This is a genomic window from Synechococcus sp. OH30 (genome assembly GCF_047462175.1).
In the GTDB taxonomy this organism is placed as follows: Bacteria; Cyanobacteriota; Cyanobacteriia; order Thermostichales; family Thermostichaceae; genus Thermostichus.
This window is the reverse complement of record NZ_JANSIP010000006.1, coordinates 80,755-99,538: the sequence shown is the minus strand read 5'-3', so window position 1 is coordinate 99,538 and position 18,784 is coordinate 80,755. Positions and strand designations below refer to the sequence as shown.

Sequence of the window (18,784 nt, the reverse complement as noted above, 5' to 3'; positions counted from 1 at the left end):
TTGATCCCCTATCCCTCCCTGCGCCCTCTTAGCTGAGCTGGAGCGGGGCCGTGTTGGCTGGAGGCCTGCGCCATGAGAAAACTCACCCGCAGCGGTCCTGCCGTGTAGATGTCGGCGTCGGCCACTAGCTTTACATCCAAAGGGGTGGTGCTTTGGCGCAGCTGCTGCACCACCTCCAAGAACCTGACCTGGGAGAACTCCCCAACGGTGCCGGTGATGGGATCAGCAAGGAGACCTTTTTCTTGGGAGCGCTGGTTGGCCTCGTTTAGCAGCTCCAGCAGCCGCTGCTGGATTTCATTTTCGCTCAAGCCCGGCTGGATCACTCCTTGGGCCAGCACGGATCCCTTGGCAAAAAGGCGCTGGTTGGGGTAAATCTGCACCAGCACGGGCACAGGCTCACCCTTGAGCCGGTTGGTAAGAGAGAGGATGCGCACTGCCCAGCTGCCGGGTTCTTGCAGCTTTTCCAAAGCTCGCTCTGCATCCTCGCGGCGGAGGAGGATGGTGTTTTCCAGAGGGGGCACCGGCTGGGATCCCAGGGCCAGGGCCCGCTGTTCCGCCTGGGCCAACAGTTGCTCAAACTGCTGCCGGATGGCCTCTGGCTTTGCCCCTACAGGAGTCTGGACTACCCCTGTAGCTAAGACTTCGCCAGCCAAGATGGCTAGCTCCCCCCGCCGCAGTCGCACTGCCAACTGGTTGAGCTGGGCAATTTCGCGCTCAAGCTGGTTTTTCTGGGTCTCCAGTTGGTTTAGGGCTGCCTGGGCCGCCTCCAGGGAGCGCTCCAGTTGATCCCGATCCAGTTGCAAAGTCCGCTTTTGCGACTCCAGGGTGGCGATGGTTTGCCGCGCCAGTTCCACCTCTTTCTTGACTGCCGCCAGCTCTGCCTGGGCCCGCTCCAGCCTGGGCTGCGCCTGGGCCAGTTGCTCTTGGGCTGCCGCCAACTTGGCCTCGGCCTCTTGGCGCGCTTGCAGCGCTGCAGCCAGTTGCTCCCGAACTGCACTCAGGCGGGTTTGGGCTGCCGACTGCTGGCTGCGAAATTGCTCAAGATCTAGCCTGAGGCGATCCCGCTCGGCTCTAAGGGCAGCATTCTCGGTCTCCAGCCAAGCTTTTTGGCGATTGAGGGCCTGCAGCTCCTGCCTAGCCCGAGCAATTTGGTTGGTATAGCTAAAAAGGGCTTCGGAAAGGGAGCGGTTGAGAAGCAGCAGCGTGCCCAAGGTTAGGGCTGAGATGCTTACCCCCGTCATCACAGCTACCAAGACGGCCGTGTGGCGAGGGCGCAGGTTAAACCAGGTGAGGCGCTTTTTGCCAATGCGATGCCCTACCCGATCCCCAACTACGGCAATCAGGCCGCTGATAAACAGCATGTAGAGGATCAGTAGTACGCCTTGCATAGACCGGGATCCCTGCCATGGAAATCTTAGCAAGGCGCTATTTGGCCAGGGTTTTAAGCGTAGAGCAGCCGCTCCACGGCTGCCACAATGTCTTCTGGCTGCACAATGGTGGCTGCTTCCAAAGTGCCGTTGTAGGGAGTGGGAATGTCTTGGGAAGCCAGGCGCACCACCGGCGCATCCAACTCGTCAAAGAGTTCTTCCATAATGCGAGCAGTTACCTCTGCTCCGATGCCACCAGTTTTCACATCTTCCTCCACAATGACCACTCGGTGCGTTTTGCGCACCGAAGCTGCAATGGTCTCCATATCCAACGGCTTGAGGGAGATCAAATCAATCACCTCAGGATCGATCTCCTGCTCCACCAAGGTCTCCACGGCTTTGAGCACGTGGTAGCGCATGCGCGAGTAGGTAAGGAGGGTAACGTCGGATCCAGGACGGACAACTTCTGCTTTATCCAGGGGCAAAAGGTACTCCTCCTCTGGCACCTCCCCCTTCACGTTGTAGAGAAGAACATGCTCAAAAAAGAGAACGGGATTGTCGTCGCGGATGGCCGACTTGAGCAGACCCTTGGCGTTGTAGGGAGTGGAACAGGCAACGATCTTTAGCCCCGGCACCGCCTGAAAGTAGGCCTCCAGCCGCTGCGAGTGCTCAGCCCCCAACTGCCGGCCCACGCCGCCCGGCCCGCGGATGACAATTGGAATCTTGAAGTTACCGCCGGAAGTGTAGCGCAGCATGCCGGCATTGTTGGCAATTTGGTTAAAAGCCAGCAGCAGAAAGCCCATGTTCATCCCTTCCACCACGGGGCGCAAGCCGGTCATTGCCGCTCCAATGGCTAGGCCGGTGAAGCTGTTTTCACAAATGGGGGTGTCCAGCAGGCGCATCTCCCCGTACTTGCGGTATAGGTCTTTGGTGACTTTGTAGGAGCCGCCATAGTGGCCCACATCCTCTCCCAAAACAAAGACGTTGGGATCCCGGGCCATTTCTTCGTCAAGGGCGGCACGCAAAGCGTTGTAGAGGAAGGTCTCAGGCATAGGGGGCAACTGTTGCTGGAAAATGGGGCGAGTCTTTAACATTAAACAACATTAAACCACCAACCTCCCCATCCTGACCGTGTTTGCCCGCCAAAGCGGTAGCCACACCCTTGGTCAGCGCCTCTCTCGCCTGACCTGCTGCAGATGGCTCTGGCCTTCCTTGCCCTGCTTGGGTTTCGCTCTAGAAAACTACTTCATAAGCCAGTCCTCCAAAATCTGCTGGTACAGTTCGGGATCCAGGCGCGGTGTATCGTAAAGCCCTGCTTGGAGCCTTTGTCTTTGAGCCTCAAAGAGAATCACTGCTGCTGCCACCGAGACGTTTAGGCTCTGCACCATGCCCAGCATGGGGATATGGATAAGCGCATCAGCTAGGGCCAAGGCCCGCTCGGAAACCCCCCACTTCTCGGCTCCAAAGACGATGGCGGTGGGGTTGGTGTAGTCCACCTCGCGGTAGTTGCGGGCCCCCTCCTTTAAGGCAGTGGCGTAGATTTGGAAGCCTTTTTCTCGAAGGTGCTGGAAGGCCTCCTCCGTGGAGGGGTGAATCTTTAAATAGACCCACTTGTGGCTGCCGCTGCTGGTCTCGTTGAAAGTGGGCACCCCCTCCGTGGGGTTCACGGCGTGGACCCCTAGCACCCCTACAGCATCGCAGGTGCGCAGGATGGCAGAAAGATTATGGGGTTTGTGGACGTTTTCTAAAAGCACCGTGAGGTCCGGCTGCCTGCGCCTTAGAACCTCCTCCAAGCGTCTTCGCCTCTCTGGAGTGCGCTCCTTCATGGGTGGTACCTGGAGAAACCTTCGCTTTAGCTTAAAGGCCTGGCGGTGAACTACCCCAGCTCTGCTACCCGTAAGCTGGCTCTCGGTTACCTTTGGGGGAGGATCGCTTGCTGGCCCGCCTTGAAGTTTGCTGCTATTGGCGACCTTTCCAGCAGCCCTTGCGCACCCGTTATGGCTGGTGGTCAGTGCGCAAAGGAATCCTCGTCCGCCTGACGGATCTGGAGACAGGTCAGCAGGGCTACGGGGAGATAGCCCCTATTCCTTGGTTTGGCAGTGAGACCTTTGAGCAGGCTCTGGCCTTCTGTCGCCAGTTGCCGGCCAAGCTCTCAGAGGCGCAGATTAAGGAGATCCCGGCAACGCTGGCCGCCACTCGCTTTGGGCTGGAATGCGCCTGGTTGGCCTGTCGGGATCCTGGCTGGCTGACTAGGGATCTCTCCGGCCTTTCCTTTTGTGGGTTTTTGGGGAAGGCTCCCCCCCCAGGTTCCTACCCAGTCTACAAGGGCAAGGTAGGAGTGGATCCCTTCGCAACGGAGTGGAAAAAGCTGGAAAGCTGGCTGGAGCAGTTGCCGGCGGGAGCCCGGCTGCGTCTGGATGCCAATGGCGGCTTGACCCTAGCAGAGGCGCGGCAGTGGCTGGCTGCCTGCGACCGGCTCAATCGGGAGTACCCGGGCAAGATTGAGTTTTTCGAGCAGCCTTTGCCGCCAGAGCAGTACGCTGACTTAATCCAACTGAGCCGCGAGTTTCAAACCCCCATTGCCCTAGATGAGTCGGTGGCCAGCCTAGAGCAGTTGCAAGCTGTCCACCGCTCCGGCTGGCAAGGGATTCTGGTGGTCAAACCCTCTTTAATTGGGTCGGGTCTTGCCCTCAGGGACTACCTCAGCCAACACCCGGGGCTGGATTTGGTGTTCTCCTCGGCCCTGGAAACCCCCATCGGCGCTTGGCATGGGCTAGCCTGGGCGGGATCCCTGCAAGCCAAAAGCGCCTACCCTAGGGCCGTAGGATGGGGAGTGGGGGAGCTTTTCCAGGAAGGGGATCCCCTTGCCCTGGTCAAGCTCTCCGCCCAGGAGCGGGCCGCTCTAATGCAGGCAGTGTGGGAGCGCTACAGCCAGTCCTAGACGGCAGCAAGCTGCTGTTTAGCATGCTCTTGCCGCAAGTAGGCCTGGATAAAGCGCATCAGCTCCTCCGGCTCGCCATTCATAAACGCCTCGACATTGTAGGTTTCGGCGTTAGTCCGGTGGTCTTTGATTAATTTGTAGGGATCAAAAGTGTAGGTGCGAATCCGGCCCCCAAAACCCTGGGTCACTATCTCGCCGCGGATCTCGGCTAGCTTTTGCCGGCGCTTCTCCTCTTCCAATTCAATTAGCTTCGCCTTCAGGATCTGGATGGCCCGCTCCTTGTTTTGCAGTTGGGAGCGCTCTTCGCTGCAGCGCACGGCAATACCAGTGGGCTTGTGGATAACCCGCACTGCCGTTTCCACCTTGTTCACGTTCTGGCCCCCTGCCCCGCCCGAACGGCAGGTCTCGAACTCCAGATCCTCCATCCGCAGCTCAAACTCGTTCTCTTCCTCCAGGATGGGCATGACCTCCACGCCAGCGAAGCTGGTCTGGCGCTTGCCATTGGCGTTGAAAGGGCTAATGCGTTCCATGCGATGGTTGCCCTTCTCAGCGGAAAGATACCCGTAGGCATAGGGCCCCTCAATCAGCAAAGTGGCTGACTTGATGCCAGCCTCTGCCCCTTCTGAGTACTCCGAAAGGGTAACCTTGTAGCCCTGGTTCTCCGCCCAGCGGGTATACATCCTTAGAAGCATTGCCGCCCAATCCTGGGCATCGGTTCCTCCAGCGCCGGCGGTGATGGTGAGGATGGCCCCGTTTTTGTCGTAGGGGCCGGAAAGCAGTTGCTGCAGCTCCCATTGGCTGAGCTCCCGCTCCACCGCCGCCAGGGATCCGGACACTTCCGCCAACAGCTCCGGGTCGGGATCCTCTTGCAGCAGCTCCAGGGCGCTGGCGGCATCTTCCAGGCAATCCTTCCAGCGGTGAACTTGATCCCAGGAGGCCTTGAGCCTGTTGAGCTGCCGCAGATGGCGGCGGGCCGCCTCGGTATCATTCCAAAACTGCGGCTGCGCCGCCTCTTGCTCCAAAATGGCGATCTGTTGCTCTAGGCGGGGCAGGTCAAAGATAGTCCTGAGCACTGCTCAGGCGCGCGGTGAGCGATTCTAGGCTGCGTCTTAGATCGGCCAGTTCCATGGGTTTGTAGATGCTATCTGAAGTCATCGGGTCTGGGATCCCATCTTAACTTCCTAGCCCGCTGACGGGCGCATCTGGATTGGGGAAATGGCTGGAGGGATCCGAGCCCAGAGGAAGATCCGGATCTTGTTTTGGAGGCTGCCATGGCGAAGGTTCTAGGCTTGCTGTCCGGACTGGCTCTGGCCATCTCCAATCCCACCCCGGAAGCGTACGGGGCCTACGCAGGGGAACAATTGGCTGCCTATGCTACACGGGAGTACTGCGCCCAGCTCCCGGCTTTTTTGCCCACCCTCATTGAGGAATGTCACGCCCTTGTCCAAGAGCTGCAACCGGAGTTGGCAGAGCTGTTCCTGCGCCAGACCCGCCGGCAAAACTTCATCCTCTTCAGCCTCTACAGCACCGATTTGTCGTTGCTTAACTTTGGCCCGCTGGGGAGCTCCTTGCCCACCTACCACTTCCAAACTCTGGCAGTGGCAGGGCAGTTTTACACCTACGAGATCCGCGAGGGCCAGACCACTCCCAAAAAGGGCTAAACCTGGGCCCGCTCCAAGAGGGCTTGCAACTCCTCCAGAGCCGCCTGGGCCGACTGGGCCTGCTGGTAAAGGGATTGCACCATCTCGGCGCTGGCCTGGGCTGATTGCAGGGTGGATTGACTCTGGCGTTGGATGCGCTCTGCCAAGCTGCGAATGCGGTTGCTGGCTTCGGTGGTGCGCCCCGCTAATTTGCGAATCTCCTGGGCAATGGCACCAAAACCGCCGCCCCCACCCCTGCGGTTGGCCTCCACAGCCGCGTTAAAGGAGAGCAGGCGAATATAGCCCGCCACCTCTACGATCAAGTCAACGATGGTGTTGATTTCTTTGAGCTCGCGGGAGAGCTCCTGGTTGCTGTCGGCAATTTCCTGAAATAGGCGGCGCACGGCCTCTACCCCGGCAAAGGTGGCGGCAAAGGCGGATTTGCCCTTCTCCGAGAGCACCGAGCTGATCTCGATGATGCGGGCGTTGAGGCGGGCCAGCTCCTCGGAGCGCTGTTGCGCTTGCCGACGTTCCTGATCCAAAGCCAGGTTTTGGCGGAGAATCTCGGCTTTTTGCCGCTCCAGATCGCGGGCGTACTGAAGGCTGCGGTTTTTTTCCTGCTCCAGCTCGGCCAGGATCCGTTGCATCTCCTCCTGCTGTTCCCGCAGCTTCTGCTGCGTAGCCAGATGTACCTGAGACTGGGCCACCAACAGCACCGGCACGTCCAAAAGGCGGTAGTCCTGGGGACCAACTTGTACCACCACCGGGTCGTAGATGGTCTCCTGGGGCCGCCGGAAGGCCTGGCTGGCCGCCGCGAGGACATCGCAGTCGCCGGGGAGCAGCAAAAAGCCCCGTCCGTGGAACTCCACCAAGGAGCTGATGGGCCGCTTCAAAAACACCTCTAGGCCATAGGGCTTGCTCAGCATCCACTCCAAAATGGCGCGGCGGGTCAACATCCCCCTCACCTGCGATTGCTCATCCAACACGACTACCCCCGAAAGGCTGGGATCATCTTCTAGGCGGCGCACCACGTTCTCACAGGGGGTGGACTCGTTCACCTGAAAGTCCACCAGGTCTAGATCGCGCAGCTTGGTATCGATCGATAGGGTGGGAGTGGGCGGATTGGTCAAAATGGCCATCCCAGGGATCCTCAGAGCGGCTTGGGCAGAGACAGGTGGCTATGTATAAGCAGGAACATGACTCCACTCGGCTTTCCAAGGGACTAGGGGCAGAGCGAGCCAGTCATCTCCAGTTTGCCTCGTGATCCTACTAGCTACAACTCTCCAGGGGACTTTGCGAAAAGAGGCCCTTGATTGGTGGGCAGGCAAGGGACCCGACCAGGATCCGGGTGGATAGGTAGGCATTTGTGGCCAATCTTTGCCGTGGGAGTGGAGAAGCTGCCTCCGTTGAGAGAAGGCCCACCGCTTCAAGCTTACTGTGGGGCTGGAGATGCTTCCTCCTCCCCCAGAGGTTTCTTCGCCCAACAGCTTTGGCAATGCAAAGGCTCACCCCCGCTTGGACAGCCGTTGCTGCCGTTTTCCGCCTTGCCGCTTGACTAGGGTTGCGGACTTGGGGGTAGGGCCTGGTTACCAAGCAGCCTGCAAAGCGCTTCCGGCCGACAGCGGGAGTCTGCAAGCGGGCAGAGGGGAGTCTTTGCAGCAGAGGTAGCAATGGCTTGACTGTGGGGTTATTCCGCTTGGCCGCCTTGGCGGCAGCTGCTACCTGTCAGTGCGCCAGGTTACAAGCCGAGGGCAGAGGGATGGCAACTTCCAATTTTGGAGCTGGCGCTTATAGGGCAGGGCTCCTGTGGATTTTAGCTGGAAAACCCTTGGCTGGCGGTCTTGGTGGGCTTTGTCGGCGCCAGGGCGGGCCAAGCATGTTCCTCTCCCCAGCTTCTCAGAGCGGTTAGTCTAGACGATGATAGGGAACAGTCGAGGGGAGCAGAGCTAGTCAATGGACACTACTGAGGCCCTCCAAGTGCTCAATCTGCCGCCAGATGCCAGCGAACAGGAAATCCGGAGGAAATGGTTCCGGGAATACCAAGCTCTCACTGGCGCTCTTCTTGAGCTGGACGACGAACGCCAAAGGCCCCTGCTGGAGGCGCAACTGGCACGGCTAAATGAGGCTCGGGATGTACTGCTGGGCGGCGGATCCCAGACCGAGACGGTCTCGTCTTGGACGAGTGCAGAAGACCTGCCCCCACAGGTGATTGTGCTGCTGTACCGAGCCAATGGCCAGGAAGGGATCTGCACCCGCCAAATTGGCGGCAAGGACATTGTCATTGCCTTTGAGAGCATCTTTGGGGCGAAAAAGTACGCCCAGAGGTTGGCCCAGCAGGGGTTGCCCAAACCTGTGACCGAGCGCTTTGACACGCGGGAGATCGTTGATTTTTGCCGTGAGGGGGGCTATGGGTTGATGGTGGTTCCAGCCAACGAGGTGCTGGAGCCACTGCCAGAGAGTACGGAAGCGGCGCGCAATTGGCAAGACCAATCCTGAGGAGCTGAACTGGAGTCCACTCACCTCGGTCAGGAGGGTCTTCAATGATCACTGCTGAGCCGATCTCTGCAGAGGAGTTTCACCAGATCCTGGCGGCGGATCTAGAGGCTTGCTGTGAGGCCTTTGGCTTGAGGGCGGAGTACTTGCGTCTGCAACAGCAACAACTGCGTTTCTGGGTCATGCTGGCCCTCTGCCTGTTGGTGATTGCTCTGGTGATCCTCTTGGGAGCCCGCGATCCCGGCTATTGGCTGCTCTATGCAGTGGCAGTCTTGTTGCTGGGAGTAGTTTTCCTGGGGTTGCTCTGGGCTCTCCTGGAGTTGCGGCAAAACCTGCAGCGCATTCGTCAGCGCTGGAAAGAGGCCCATCTCCTAAATAGCCCTGCCAAGATCATGGAGTTTGCCAGTGACCTAGCCTGCAAGGTTAAGGAATACAACCACTGGGTTCAGGAGCTGCAACAGTCTTTGGAGGAGGGCCGTTATTGGCAAGACTTTCGCCAACTCAGCGAGGCAGAAAAGCAGTACATCCAGTCGCTGCTTTTGCAGGTACGAGCTCAGTTGATCACGGCCTTGCAGATGTGCAGAGCCTTGATGGAAAACCCAGGGGCCTCCGTGGAGCAGTATTTTCGTCAAGTGGTTTCCCGGGATCAGCAGTTACTCGAGCAATTTATTGCCAAAAACTTGACCGCTAACCGCTACGCCGCAATAGCCCGCCAACTCTCGGCGCTGGAAGCAGATCTGCAAACTCGGATCAGTGCCCTGGCCTTCCGCTAGTTTGGCTATGCTCAAGCCCTTGGTGAAGAGAACCCTCATCGTCCTGCTAGCTAGCGGACTGGGCCTGCTGGGATGCGGGGATCCCAATGTGCCGCTAACCCAACCTCCCCCCGATGCTTTCCGGGTCAGCACCCCCCGTCCGCCACGCCTGGATCTTTACCCTACCCCACCACCACCGCCCCCTTCTACGCCAGCGCCGCCCCCCAGCCTGCTAGAGCTCACGGCTCGCTGGCTCGGGATCCCGTGGCCGCCGCCCCAGCGCGAGACCAGCCCCCTGAGGCTGAGCGCCCGTTTTCTCGAGATCCCCCTGCCACCCAAGCCCTCCCCTCGCCCGGCCAGGAAAGAGGAGAGGCGGCAAAGCCACAAGACCTAAGTTCTACTCTGTGGCCTGGAGGCTTAACCAACCACCGTCACCGGCTCCGTTTCTCTCACACGCAGCTTTTCGCAGGGGATGATGTCTGTCAGGATGGAGCTGGCCATCATGCCTGTGTGGATCTCCAGCTTGGCTCCTGGCAGCGCCTCAAACAGCAGCCGCTGCCCAGGAAAAACTACCCGCTCAAAGTACCAGTTTTCAATGTTGGTAATGCGAGCCACCTGAATTGAGCTGGTTGCATTGATATAGCTACAGGTTATTCGCTCTGCTTGTTTTTTCGCGGGGATGGCATCGAGAGTTTGCATAATAGCTCACCAGCCTGCCTTGCTCAGCTTGTCATCTAAGCTAGCACCGTCTGGGGATCATTGCAGTAGCCTGCGATACGGCGATCCCAATTAACAAAAACTAAGTCCCAAAAGACCTCTGTTCTTACGGTTCCGATTTCTAAAATGCCTTTTGGGAACAGGCTGGATTGAGCCAGGGATCCCTTCCCGGAGGGGCGCAGTTGCTATAGAAAATCTCCAGATAGCAGTAGCCAGAATTACATTTTTTTCCTTGCTCAGGACTCTGGGAGCAAAGCTCCTCGAGGCTCGAGAGGGTCGCCGCTGGGATCCCAGTTCAGGCCTTCCACCCGTAGCTCTAGCGCTCCTGACTGCCGCAGCGGATTGTATTGCAAGCTAAGGCCATAGGTGCGGCGGTCATAGCTGAGGCGGTAGGTAATATCCACTTGCTGGCCTGACTGCAGATCCAGGGCCGTCTCTGCCCCCACTCGCAGCGGGCCATACAGCTGCTGCAGAAAGCCCAAGACCAGCTGCTCCCGGGTGGTGATGCGGTCAAACAAAAACGGCGAGGCCCCGGCCAGAAAGCCATTGGAGTAGGTTACCCTCAAGTTGGTGTAGTCAAAGGCATCTGCTACAAAAGCCCCAATCACCGCCTCCAGGCCAATGCTGCCGGCGGTGTAGCTTTGGGTGCGGCCATTGGAGTAGAAGGACTGGCTGCTGCTGAGGCCAGTGTTGAGCCAGATCCCCTGTTCCACGGGCAAAGCGGAAAAGCGGGGCGGCGGCTCGGCTGCACTCTTGGGGGGCCGCCAGAGGGGAAAAGAACGAGTTAGGGTTGCCCCCAGCTGCAGACGGGCAAGCTGGATGCGCTCCTTGGTATTGGCCAAAGCCCGCTGGGGATCAGGGTCGATGGTGCCGAGCTGTCCGAGGGCGTCGAGGTAATCGGCAGCTAGGCGGTAGCGGAAATCCAAGCCGCTGTTGCCAAGGCGAAGGGTGGGCGAACTGTAGCTAGCGCCAAAGCGATTCTCCACGATCTGGAACCCCAGGCGCCCGCTAAAGAAGCGCTCCCGGTAGGCGTAGGTGTAGGTCACCTGGCCGCCGTTGCCGGTGGTAACGCGATGTTCGAGCTGGGCTCGCAGGCGCTGGGCAAACTCCTCAAAGACAACCCCCCGCAGCTCGGCAAACAGGGAGGTTTGGGCAGGGGGCTGCTGCCAGCGCAACTCCGCTCGCAGCCCAACTCCGTCGCGGATCCCTTGGAGGCTCCCCCAGAGGCGCTGGGGATACAGTTGCGGGGAGAACACCAAACTGAGATGGGGATCCTGCAGCAGCTCAATGTTGGCTTGCAGGATTAGACCGCGCCGCAGCTCTTTTCGGTCGAAGTCATCGTAGAAAAGGCTAAGGGGCGGTTGGCGCTTCAAGGAGTCAAAACGCAGCCGCAGGGGCAGGGGCAAAAAAAAGACCTGGTCGAAAACCACCTGCCCCACCTCAGCAAGCAACAGGCTGGAGCCATCGGCCTGCAAGGTGGAAGTCACCCGTGGGCTGCGGATCTCCAGCTCCGGCGGCTCCAGGGGATCGTTGGTCAACTGCACCCGCTCCCCTTCCCAGCTGTTGGCATCAAAGCGGATGCGAGCAGCCCGGAAGCGCACCAGACGCTGGGGGGAGAGTCCGGCAGCCGGCAGCTGGCCAAGATCCACCTGGCCAAAGGCTTCTTCTAGAACTCCTCGCTCTTGCTCAAAGTCGTATTCCAGGCGGGATCCCTGGAGGCGCTGCTGCTCCAGCTCCACTGAGACATTGCCCTCGGCCACCGCCCGCCGCTGCTGCAGCTCAAGGCGCAGGCGGTCTGCCCGCAGTACAGAGCGGCCCAGCCGCATCTCAACGTTTCCTTCGGCCAAGAAAACCTGGGCCCGCTGATCAAAGGTTTGCCGGTTGGCGCGTAGCCGCAATGTGCGATCCGCAAGGGCTGCGAGGGTACTTGTCTCCACAGGCTGGGCGGCTGCCACTTGGCCTTTCTGGGCTGACGCAGGAGCAGCCGTGGCCAGACCAAACACCCCCAAGCAAAGCCAGAGCCACCAAAACCCCTTCATGCTTCAGCTCAAACTCCCAGGCTGGGGAGGGTTGAGGGCGCGGTTGAGCTTGCCACTGCGGTAGCCCTCCAAATCGAGACTGACGTAGAGGTAGCCAAACGATTGCAGAGCCCTGACCAGCGCTTCTAGATCGGTTTTTTGCACAAACTCTCGGATCTGGTGGGGGGGGAGTTCAATGCGGGCAGTATCTTTTTCCGAGCGCACTCGCACCTGAGGCCAGCCCAAGCTGCGCAGATAGCGCTCAGCCAATCCCACCCGCCGCAGTTTCTCGGCAGTGATGACCTCGCCATAGGGAAAGCGGGAACTGAGGCAGGGTTGGGCCGGCTTATCCCACCAGGGCAGACCCAAGTGGCGAGACAACTGCCGCACCTCCAGTTTGCTCATCCCCACCTCTGCCAAAGGGGAGCGCACGCCACGCTCCCGGGCGGCTTGCACCCCTGGCCGGTAGTCCGCCAAATCGTCGGCATTGAGGCCATCGGCCACGTAGTCGTACCCCTGGGTTTTAGCCAGCTGGAGCAGCGTGGTGTACAGGTAACTTTTGCAGAAGTAGCAGCGGTTCGGGGGGTTGGCAGCATAGCGGGGATCCTGCAACTCCTGCGTCTTGACGATCTGATGGCGAATGCCGATGTATTGGGCTTGCCGGCTGGCCTCCTCCAGGTCTTCGGGCAAAAGCGCCGGGGAAGCGGCGGTGACAGCCAGAGCCTGCTCCCCCAACTGATCCCAGGCCAGTTTGGCCACCAGGCTGCTATCGATCCCTCCCGAGTAGGCCACTACAACCCGCTTCATGTCGGCGAAGATTTGGACAAGCTGCCGAAACTTGTGCCGCAAAGCGGGATCTAGGGTGGCAGGGCCAACAGGTGCGTGCATGAGGCTAGGCAGGCAGTAAGGTTTGGGCCAGAGCAGAAAGCAGGGGGTGTTTCCTTAGTCTATTGTTTCCTGGAGCTTCCTGACTATCCAAGGCTTTCAAGGCCCCTCTCTAGGCCAGTGGGCCACCGACGCGGTAGGCTGGATGGCAGGGAGATCCCTGCCTCTCCTTCTGACCTGCCATGACTTTTCAGGTTGAACCGGCCAGCCCGCCAGAGGTGGCCCTCTATCAGCCCTACTACGCCCTTGCCCGCCGGCAGTACCTGGCTCTAGCCGTGGGCCTTTACAAGAAGGGCAGCCTAGAGGGACAGCGGCCCATTGAAGGAGACAAGCCCGTCCCTTTCTTGGCCAGTTGGCCCGTGTTGCCTCTGCCCTCCGACCTAACGGTGGTGCAGGTTATCTTCGACCAAGACCCAGATCTGACCTATCAGCTCTCCCTAGCCAACTATGAGTTTGTGGACTACCTCATCGATGTGGTAGCGGCAATGCAGCGGGGCCAGCCGCCCAATTTCACCACCGCCTTTTACAAAAAGCTGATGCGGTATGAAGACTGAGGCCAATTCTCCAGTTGCCATCACCCTCTACGACACGACGCTGCGGGATGGGGCGCAGCGGGAGGGGTTGTCCCTGTCGGTGCAAGATAAGGTGCAAATTGCCAAGCTGCTGGATCGCCTGGGGATCCCTTTCATCGAAGGCGGCTGGCCGGGGGCCAATCCCAAGGATGTGCAGTTTTTCTGGCAGATGCGGGAAGAGCCGCTGGAGCAGGCGGAGCTGGTGGCCTTTTGCTCCACCCGCAAACCAGGGCGGCGGGCGGCTGAGGATCCCCTGCTGCAAGCCATCTTGGCAGCGGGCACCCGCTACGTGACGGTGTTCGGCAAGTCCTGGGATCTGCATGTTACTGAAGGGCTGGGCACCACCTTGGCTGAAAACCTGGCCATGATCCGCGACACCATCACCTATTTGTGCTCCCAGGGGCGCCGAGTGATCTACGATGCTGAGCACTGGTTTGACGCCTACCGCCACAACCCCGACTACGCCCTGCAAACCCTGGCAGCGGCTGCCGAGGCAGGGGCGGAGTGGCTGGTTCTCTGCGATACCAACGGCGGCTCCCTGCCCCACGAGATTGCCGCCATCACTGCAGCCGTTTTGGCAGAATCCCATCACTTGGGGCATTTGCCCATCGGGATCCACACCCACAACGACTCCGGCACTGCTGTGGCCAATGCCCTGGCGGCGGTCCAGGCGGGAGCGCGCATGGTGCAGGGCACCATCAATGGCTATGGGGAGCGCTGTGGCAATGCCGACCTGTGCAGCGTCATCCCCAACCTGCAACTGAAGCTGGGCTACCGCTGTCTCCCTGAGGGCAAGCTGCAACTCCTAACAGAAATCTCCCGGGCCATTAGCGAGGTGGTCAACCTGGCCCCCGATGACCATGCCCCCTTTGTGGGCCGGTCGGCCTTTGCCCACAAGGGCGGGATCCACGTTAGCGCTGTCCAGAAAAACCCCCTCACCTACGAGCACATTGCCCCGGAGCAGGTGGGCAACTGCCGGCGCATCGTGGTTTCGGAACAGGCGGGGCTCAGCAATATCCTCAGCAAGGTGGCCGGCTTCGGGATCCGGCTGGACAAGTCGGATCCGCAGGCGCGCTTGATCCTAGAGCGGCTGAAAACCCTGGAGCTGCAGGGCTACCAGTTTGAGGCGGCCGAGGCCAGCTTTGAGCTACTGGTGCGCGGCCTGTTGGGGCAGCGCTCCCAGCCCTTTGAGGTGCTCAGCTTCCATGTCAGCGCCACCACCCGCTCTGACTGGAGCAGCAGGAACTGGGATCCCAGTGGTGAGGCAGCGGAGGTGCAGTCCTTAGCAGCGGTGAAGATTGCCGTGCGGGGGCAGACGCGGGTGACGGCAGCGGAAGGGAATGGGCCAGTGGCCGCTTTGGATGGGGCGCTGCGCAAGGCCTTGCTGGAGTTTTACCCGCAACTAGAGGTCATTCACCTGACCGACTACAAGGTGCGGATTCTGGATGGCCAGGCCGGCACTTCAGCCAAAACGCGGGTGCTGGTGGAGTTTAGCGATGGCCACCGCCGCTGGACCACGGTGGGAGTTTCCACCAACATCATCGAAGCCTCCTGCCGGGCCTTGGTGGAAGGCTTTGAGTACAGCCTCTTGCCAGAACCTTGCCTTTCCCCACCCTCTGCCCAAATGGCTGCACCTTGAGGGGGATCTTCAACCACCATGAGAATCATCGGCCTGACGGGCGGCATAGCCACTGGCAAATCCACGGTGGCCCGCATTTTGGAACGGCACGGGATCCCAGTGGCCGATGCAGACCAGATGGCCCGCCAGGCCCTTGCGGTGGGATCTCCCATCCGCAAGCGGGTGCTGCAGCGCTACGGCCCGGCCATTCTAGATCCCTCTGGAGAGCTGGATCGCCGGCGGTTGGGGCAAATGGTGTTCGCCGATGCTTCCGAGCGGGCCTGGTTGGAGGCCCAGATCCACCCCTTTGTCAAAGCGCGGCTGCGGGAGTTTCTCGAGTCCCACGGAGCTTCTGCGCCGCCTGCAAATCCTCAAAAGGACGGCTCTCCCACCGTTTGCCTGATGATCCCGCTGCTGTTTGAGGCCCACATGGAAAACTGGGTCAGCGAGATCTGGGTGGTAACCTGTACCCCTGAGCAGCAGCGGCAGCGCCTGGCCCAGCGGGATCCCCTGCTGACGCCAGCAGAAATTGAAGCTCGCCTGGCCAGCCAGTGGCCCCTAGAGGAAAAGGCCCGTCGTGCCCAGGTGGTGCTGGACAATTCCGGATCCCTGGCGGAGCTGGAAGCGCAAGTGCAACAAGCCCTGGCGGCAGCGGGGCAGAAACCCTTGGCCTCGCCGCAGCAGGCTGGATAGAGTAGCGGATGGAGATCCCTTGCGCTTGGGTGAGTGGAGGCAAACGCAATGCAAGAAGCGCTTTGCGGCGGTGAGACGCTTGGCAGCAGCAGGCCGGAGTCCTGGTGGGCGCAAGCCCTGGCGGCGCGGGAGCAGGAGATCCAGGCTTTGCAAGAGCGCAACCGCCTCCTGCAGAGCCAAATTGATCTTTTGGAGTTGCGCCAAGAAAAGCAGCAGCGGCAACTGCGCAGCTACGAGGCAGAAATTGAGCAGCTCTACCAAGAAAAGCAGGTGTTGGAGCATCTGCTCCAGGAGCTGCCGCAGCTCTACCGCAGCAGGCTGCAGGCCCGCCTACAGCCCATCCGCGAGCGCATTGCTGCCCTTCAGGCAGAAAACCGCCGGCTTAAGCGGGAACTGGACCAGCTCAGCTACCGGCTGCAGGGCATGGATCAGTTGGATACCCCAAGCTGGAAGCTGCCCCTCCCCCCTCTCCCTGGCCTGCGCCGCTGGGATCCCCAGGACCCCTCTCCGCCTCGCCCTTGAGTTTCGCCCCAGCCCTAGGAGCGCAGTCGAGGCGCTGCTTGCTCGGAGATGTGGGAAATGGCCTATGAGCCCCTGCACCTAAAATACCGCCCGCAGCGCTTTGCCGAGGTCGTCGGTCAAGGAGCAGTAGTGCAGACTCTGGCCAATGCCATCCGACAAAACCGGGTGGCGCCGGCTTATTTGTTCTGCGGGCCGCGCGGCACGGGCAAGACCTCCAGCGCCCGCATTTTGGCCAAGTCCTTAAACTGCGAGCAGGGGCCGACGCCGGATCCCTGTCAGGTGTGCAGCCAGTGCCGCGCCATCACCGCCGGCTCTTCTCTGGATGTGATTGAAATTGACGCCGCCAGCCACACCGGCGTGGACAACATCCGCGAGCTAATCGAGCGGGCCCAGTTTGCGCCGGTGAGTAGCCGCTACAAGGTCTACATCATTGACGAATGTCACATGCTCAGCAACGCGGCCTTCAACGCTTTGCTGAAGACCCTGGAAGAGCCGCCCCCCCGCGTGGTGTTTGTCCTCGCCACCACCGACCCGCAGCGGGTTCTGCCCACCATCGTTTCCCGCTGCCAGCGCTTTGACTTTCGCCGCATCCCCCTCGACGACATGGTGGCCCACCTGGGCAAGATCGCCGCCCAGGAAGGGATCCCCATCACAGCAGAAGCCCTGCAGCTAGTAGCCCAAATTGCCCAGGGCGGGCTGCGGGACGCCGAGCGCCTGCTGGATCAGCTTAGCTTGCTAGAGGGATCCATCACCCCAGAAGTTGTCTGGGATCTGGTGGGCGGGATCCCGGAACGGCAGCTTTTGGAGTTGACGGATGCCCTGCTGGCCCAGGATGTAGAGGGGGTGCTGGCTCAAACGCGGCAATTGCTGGAGCGGGGCAAAGAGCCGCTGGTGGTGCTGCAGAACCTGGCGGCTTTTTACCGGGATCTGCTCCTGGCCAAGACGGCCCCCCAGCAACGGCAGTGGGCGACGGTAACGGATCCCACCTGGGCGGCCCTGCAACAGCGGGCCCCTCGCTACTCCGTAGAGATGCTGCTGGCAATCCAGAGCCATCTGCGCCAGTGCGAGCCGCAAATTCGCCAGAGCGGGCAACCCCAGCTGTGGCTGGAAATTGCTCTGCTGGATCTGCTGGGCCAGCTGCGCCCAGGGGCTGCAGCCAGCGCCGCGATCCCCCTTGCCTCTGCGGGCTTACCTTCTGCTGAGAAAACTGTCGATGCCTCCCCCCGCACCCCAGCAGAACAAAAGCAGAGGGCTACGGCAACAGCCACCCCAGAGTCCTTCACCCCTTCCCCTAGCCCAGCAGGGGACTTGACGCCCCTGGGACCCAGCCCACAAGAGCCGCTCCCTCCGGAAAAGGCAAAGGATCCGGCGCCTGCCCAGGTGTTGCGGCCCCACTGGGAGCAGTTTCTTGAAAACCTCCGCCCCATCACGCGAGGGCTATTGGCATCTGGCCATTTGCAGCAGGAGGCTCTTGTTTGGCTCGATGGGACGGAGACCTTGGAAATTACCCTTGCTTTTCCCAATAAGGGCCTGGTGGAGAAGGTGCGCAGCAAAGAAGCCGAGGTCCACTCTGCTCTTTACAACCTGCTGCGGCGCCCGGTGCGGCTGAAGCTGGTGGTACAGCCACCGCCTCGCCTACGGGAGGGGCATGCTGGCCCAGCTGCGGCCCGTGACTCAAGGTTGGAGAGCAGCCCTCCTTCCCCCGAGCTCTCTCTTCCAAGACAGGCGGAGCTGAGGGCCCCGCAATCTACTGCCCCAGTGGTGCAAACCGCAAGGCCACCCTCCTACGACCTGGCCCATGAGCTGGCGGAGGTGGCCCGCCGCTTTGCTGACCATTTCAGCGGCAGTCTGGTGGATTTGCAAGGGATCCTGGCCGGGCCCCCAGAGACAGCAGCGGACCTGTCTGCCCTGGAGGGGTCTCCAGACTTGGGTGAAACCGACGGCTTGTTGACAGGCCAGGCCCCTCTGCCCCCCGAAGAGGAAGGGCAGCCTTTTTAGCGCTAGGCTGGGATTGTCTCAACCCCTGCGTCTTGATGGATGATCTTCCCCATCTCGCCCTTGATCCGCTTCTCAGTCCAGGCACTGTACTGGGCGCTGGTCCTGCCCCTACCGCTGTTGCTAGCCCGCTAAGGAACGCCCCTAGCGCTGGGATCCCTGCTGGCGGCACTGCTGGTGGGATGGGGGCTGCTCGTGGGATCCCTAAGCCAGCAGGTTCAGGTGGACGAGGTGGGCATGCAATCCACCTACCCCGCCTGGGTTCCGCCTTGGCTGCGCCAGGAGTGGCAAATCCGCTGGGCCGATGTCGAGCGCCTTGAACCCCGCTCCACCAGCCAAGGGGGCCTGGTGTACTACCTGGTCAGCCGAAGGGGGGATCGCGTCCTTTTGCCCATGCGGGTAGCCCGCTTCCGGGAACTGGTGGCGCTGGTGCATTACCACACTGGCCTTGCGATAGATGGGCTGCGCCCCTATGTCCAGCCCTGGATGTACGCGCTACTGGGCGGCTGCGCCCTGCTGCTCTTGCTCTGGGATGGGATCCTTGCCTTCTGGGTTTGGACGGGGGGCTAAC

At 60.7% G+C, this 18,784-nt stretch carries 19 protein-coding genes; 11 read left to right on the top strand and 8 right to left on the bottom strand.

Features of this window, described 5'->3' with window-relative positions:
* Positions 1-8: 8 nt before the first annotated feature.
* From NW830_RS08405 to trmH, 3 genes are all read right to left on the bottom strand, one after another.
* Positions 9-1,388 (bottom strand): DUF3084 domain-containing protein, encoded by a 1,380-nt coding sequence (locus tag NW830_RS08405; protein WP_414361650.1) that lies wholly within the window; start codon positions 1,386-1,388, stop codon positions 9-11.
* 53 nt (positions 1,389-1,441) lie between these two features.
* Complete coding sequence (locus NW830_RS08400) at positions 1,442-2,419, bottom strand: alpha-ketoacid dehydrogenase subunit beta (RefSeq protein WP_414361652.1); 978 nt, start codon at positions 2,417-2,419, stop codon at positions 1,442-1,444.
* A 189-nt stretch (positions 2,420-2,608) separates the two neighbouring features.
* Positions 2,609-3,193 carry a tRNA (guanosine(18)-2'-O)-methyltransferase TrmH gene (gene trmH / locus NW830_RS08395; RefSeq protein WP_414361654.1) on the bottom strand — a complete coding sequence of 195 codons (585 nt, stop codon included), beginning with the start codon at positions 3,191-3,193 and terminating at the stop codon, positions 2,609-2,611.
* A 107-nt stretch (positions 3,194-3,300) separates the two neighbouring features.
* On the opposite strand from trmH, the gene NW830_RS08390 reads away from it, so the two are divergent.
* On the top strand, positions 3,301-4,308 hold the full coding sequence (locus tag NW830_RS08390; protein ID WP_414361656.1) for an o-succinylbenzoate synthase: 1,008 nt from the start codon (positions 3,301-3,303) through the stop codon (positions 4,306-4,308).
* Here the strand turns inward: NW830_RS08390 and prfB are convergent.
* Positions 4,305-5,436, bottom strand: a protein-coding gene (prfB, locus tag NW830_RS08385; RefSeq protein WP_414361813.1) for a peptide chain release factor 2 whose coding sequence is annotated in 2 segments (ribosomal slippage) — positions 4,305-5,363 and positions 5,365-5,436 — 1,131 coding nt in all. Because the reading frame shifts where the segments join, the coding sequence is not laid out codon by codon here. The genes NW830_RS08390 and prfB overlap by 4 nt on opposite strands.
* Positions 5,437-5,579: 143 nt before the next feature.
* On the opposite strand from prfB, the gene NW830_RS08380 reads away from it, so the two are divergent.
* A complete protein-coding gene (locus tag NW830_RS08380; RefSeq protein WP_414361658.1) occupies positions 5,580-5,969 on the top strand; it encodes a DUF4359 domain-containing protein in 390 nt (129 codons plus the stop codon).
* On the opposite strand, the gene NW830_RS08375 is transcribed toward NW830_RS08380, so the two are convergent.
* Positions 5,966-7,087 (bottom strand): methyl-accepting chemotaxis protein, encoded by a 1,122-nt coding sequence (locus tag NW830_RS08375; RefSeq protein WP_414361659.1) that lies wholly within the window; start codon positions 7,085-7,087, stop codon positions 5,966-5,968. The two genes, NW830_RS08380 and NW830_RS08375, sit on opposite strands and share 4 nt — an antisense overlap.
* An 814-nt stretch (positions 7,088-7,901) precedes the next feature.
* On the opposite strand from NW830_RS08375, the gene NW830_RS08370 reads away from it, so the two are divergent.
* Genes NW830_RS08370 through NW830_RS08360 form a run of 3 tightly spaced genes read left to right on the top strand, consistent with a single transcriptional unit; the run spans position 7,902 to position 9,587 of the window.
* Complete coding sequence (locus tag NW830_RS08370; RefSeq protein ID WP_414361661.1) at positions 7,902-8,444, top strand: DUF3110 domain-containing protein; 543 nt, start codon at positions 7,902-7,904, stop codon at positions 8,442-8,444.
* A 44-nt stretch (positions 8,445-8,488) separates the two neighbouring features.
* Positions 8,489-9,214 carry a hypothetical protein gene (locus NW830_RS08365; RefSeq protein ID WP_414361662.1) on the top strand — a complete coding sequence of 242 codons (726 nt, stop codon included), beginning with the start codon at positions 8,489-8,491 and terminating at the stop codon, positions 9,212-9,214.
* 7 nt (positions 9,215-9,221) lie between these two features.
* Positions 9,222-9,587, top strand: a complete 366-nt coding sequence (locus NW830_RS08360; RefSeq protein ID WP_414361664.1) for a hypothetical protein — start codon at positions 9,222-9,224, stop codon at positions 9,585-9,587.
* 23 nt (positions 9,588-9,610) lie between these two features.
* Here the strand turns inward: NW830_RS08360 and NW830_RS08355 are convergent, their stop codons facing one another.
* The 3 genes from NW830_RS08355 to larE form a co-directional block, all read right to left on the bottom strand.
* Positions 9,611-9,892 carry a DUF1830 domain-containing protein gene (locus tag NW830_RS08355; RefSeq protein WP_414361666.1) on the bottom strand — a complete coding sequence of 94 codons (282 nt, stop codon included), beginning with the start codon at positions 9,890-9,892 and terminating at the stop codon, positions 9,611-9,613.
* A gap of 254 nt (positions 9,893-10,146) precedes the next feature.
* Positions 10,147-11,949: a DUF3769 domain-containing protein gene (locus tag NW830_RS08350; RefSeq protein ID WP_414361667.1), complete on the bottom strand. Its 1,803-nt coding sequence runs from the start codon at positions 11,947-11,949 to the stop codon at positions 10,147-10,149.
* A 3-nt stretch (positions 11,950-11,952) separates the two neighbouring features.
* On the bottom strand, positions 11,953-12,816 hold the full coding sequence (larE, locus tag NW830_RS08345) for an ATP-dependent sacrificial sulfur transferase LarE (RefSeq protein ID WP_414361669.1): 864 nt from the start codon (positions 12,814-12,816) through the stop codon (positions 11,953-11,955).
* 179 nt (positions 12,817-12,995) lie between these two features.
* Here larE and ebsA point away from each other — a divergent pair, with 179 nt between their 5' ends.
* The 6 genes from ebsA to NW830_RS08315 all read left to right on the top strand — a co-directional run bounded on the left by ebsA (position 12,996) and on the right by NW830_RS08315 (position 18,783).
* On the top strand, positions 12,996-13,367 hold the full coding sequence (gene ebsA / locus NW830_RS08340; RefSeq protein ID WP_414361670.1) for a type IV pilus biogenesis protein EbsA: 372 nt from the start codon (positions 12,996-12,998) through the stop codon (positions 13,365-13,367).
* Positions 13,357-15,024, top strand: coding sequence for a citramalate synthase (gene cimA, locus NW830_RS08335; RefSeq protein WP_414361672.1), 1,668 nt, complete (start codon positions 13,357-13,359; stop codon positions 15,022-15,024). Before ebsA ends, cimA begins: the two co-directional genes overlap by 11 nt.
* Positions 15,025-15,042: 18 nt before the next feature.
* Positions 15,043-15,696 carry a dephospho-CoA kinase gene (coaE, locus tag NW830_RS08330; RefSeq protein WP_414361674.1) on the top strand — a complete coding sequence of 218 codons (654 nt, stop codon included), beginning with the start codon at positions 15,043-15,045 and terminating at the stop codon, positions 15,694-15,696.
* A 48-nt stretch (positions 15,697-15,744) separates the two neighbouring features.
* The gene (locus tag NW830_RS08325; RefSeq protein WP_414361676.1) at positions 15,745-16,218 is read left to right on the top strand and encodes a hypothetical protein; all 474 of its coding nucleotides are present in this window, start codon (positions 15,745-15,747) and stop codon (positions 16,216-16,218) included.
* A 57-nt stretch (positions 16,219-16,275) separates the two neighbouring features.
* Positions 16,276-18,216 (top strand): DNA polymerase III subunit gamma/tau, encoded by a 1,941-nt coding sequence (locus NW830_RS08320; protein ID WP_414361678.1) that lies wholly within the window; start codon positions 16,276-16,278, stop codon positions 18,214-18,216.
* A 174-nt stretch (positions 18,217-18,390) separates the two neighbouring features.
* Positions 18,391-18,783, top strand: coding sequence for a hypothetical protein (locus tag NW830_RS08315; protein ID WP_414361680.1), 393 nt, complete (start codon positions 18,391-18,393; stop codon positions 18,781-18,783).
* The last annotated feature ends 1 nt before the right edge of the window (position 18,784 follow it).